The sequence below is a fragment of the Pseudoxanthomonas jiangsuensis genome (assembly GCF_010093185.1).
In the GTDB taxonomy this organism is placed as follows: Bacteria; Pseudomonadota; Gammaproteobacteria; order Xanthomonadales; family Xanthomonadaceae; genus Pseudoxanthomonas; species Pseudoxanthomonas jiangsuensis.
In genome coordinates, this window is record NZ_PDWL01000064.1 from 1 (window position 1) to 1241 (window position 1241).

General features: G+C 66.2%; 1 protein-coding gene. It reads right to left on the reverse strand.

Features of this window, described 5'->3' with window-relative positions; translation table 11 throughout:
* Nucleotides 1-27: 27 nt before the first annotated feature.
* Nucleotides 28-1178, reverse strand: a protein-coding gene (locus CSC62_RS17200; RefSeq protein ID WP_246194526.1) for an IS3 family transposase whose coding sequence is annotated in 2 segments (ribosomal slippage) — nucleotides 28-932 and nucleotides 932-1178 — 1152 coding nt in all. Because the reading frame shifts where the segments join, the coding sequence is not laid out codon by codon here.
* Nucleotides 1179-1241: the final 63 nt, after the last annotated feature.

The window sequence follows — 1241 nt, forward strand, 5'->3', positions numbered from 1 at the left end:
CTGGACCGGCCAGAGTTCCGTAGACACTCAGTTGCCGCGTTGCGCGTAGCGCCGTTCGAACTCTACCGGTGACACCCCGCCAGCGGAACCATGCCGGCGGATCGGGTTGTAGAACATCTCGATGTAGTCGAACACGTCCGAGGCCGCGGTGGCCCGGTTCGGGTAGATCCGCCGCTTGATCCGCTCCTTCTTCAACACGCTGAAAAAGCTCTCGGCCACGGCGTTGTCGTGGCAGTTGCCGCGTCGGCTCATGCTCGGCACCATCCGGTGCGCCTTCAGGAACGACTGCCAGTCGCTGCTGGTGAACTGGCAGCCCTGGTCGGAGTGGACCATCACCCCAGCCCCGGGCTTGCGCCGCCATGCCGCTGCCACCAGCGCCTGCAGCACCAGATCGCTGGTCATGGTCGGGGCCGTGGCCCAGCCGACGATCTGCCGCGAGTACAGGTCCATCACCGCCGCCAAGAACAGCCAGCCTTCGTAGGTGCGGATGTAGGTGATGTCGGTGACCCAGACTTTGTTCGGCGCGTCCGGAGCGAACTCCCGGTTGAGCACGTTGGCCACCACACCGACTGGACCACCACGATGGCGTGGCTTGCGGCCGTAGCCAACTTCGGCACGCAGGCCCTCGGCCTGCATCAGGCGCCGCACCCGGTGCCGGCTGCAGGTCTCGCCGGCCTCCCGAAGGTCCAAGGTGATCTTGCGGTAGCCGTAGATGCCGCCACTGGCCAGCCAGTGGTGCTTGATCAGGCCCAGCAGGCGCTGGTCTTCGCGCTCACGGACGCTGGCGCCGTTGCGCAGCCAGGCGTAATAGCCGCTGCGCTGCACGCCCAACACCCGGCACATCGCCACCAGTCGGAACTCGCGGGCGTGCGCGCGCATGAACGCGTACTTCGCCCTTACCCCTTGGCAAAGTACGCGGCGGCTTTTTTTAGGATGTCGCGCTCCTCGGTCACCCGCTTGAGCTCGGCCTTGAGCCGGCGCACTTCGGCCGAGTCGCTGGCCGCCACCGCCGGGCTGGCCGGCTGAGCCACCTTCTTCGCCGCCTGCACCCAGCCATAGAGGGTGTGCTTGGGGATCCCGATCCGGCCGGCCACCTCCACCACCGTGAAGCCGCGCTCGAGCACCTGCTTCACCGCCTCGCTGCGGAACTCATCCGTGTACTGCCTGTTGCTGCTCATAGACACCTCGGTCATTGCCATGAAGTATGGCCCCTAGGTGTCTACAAAAGCCTGGCCGGTCCA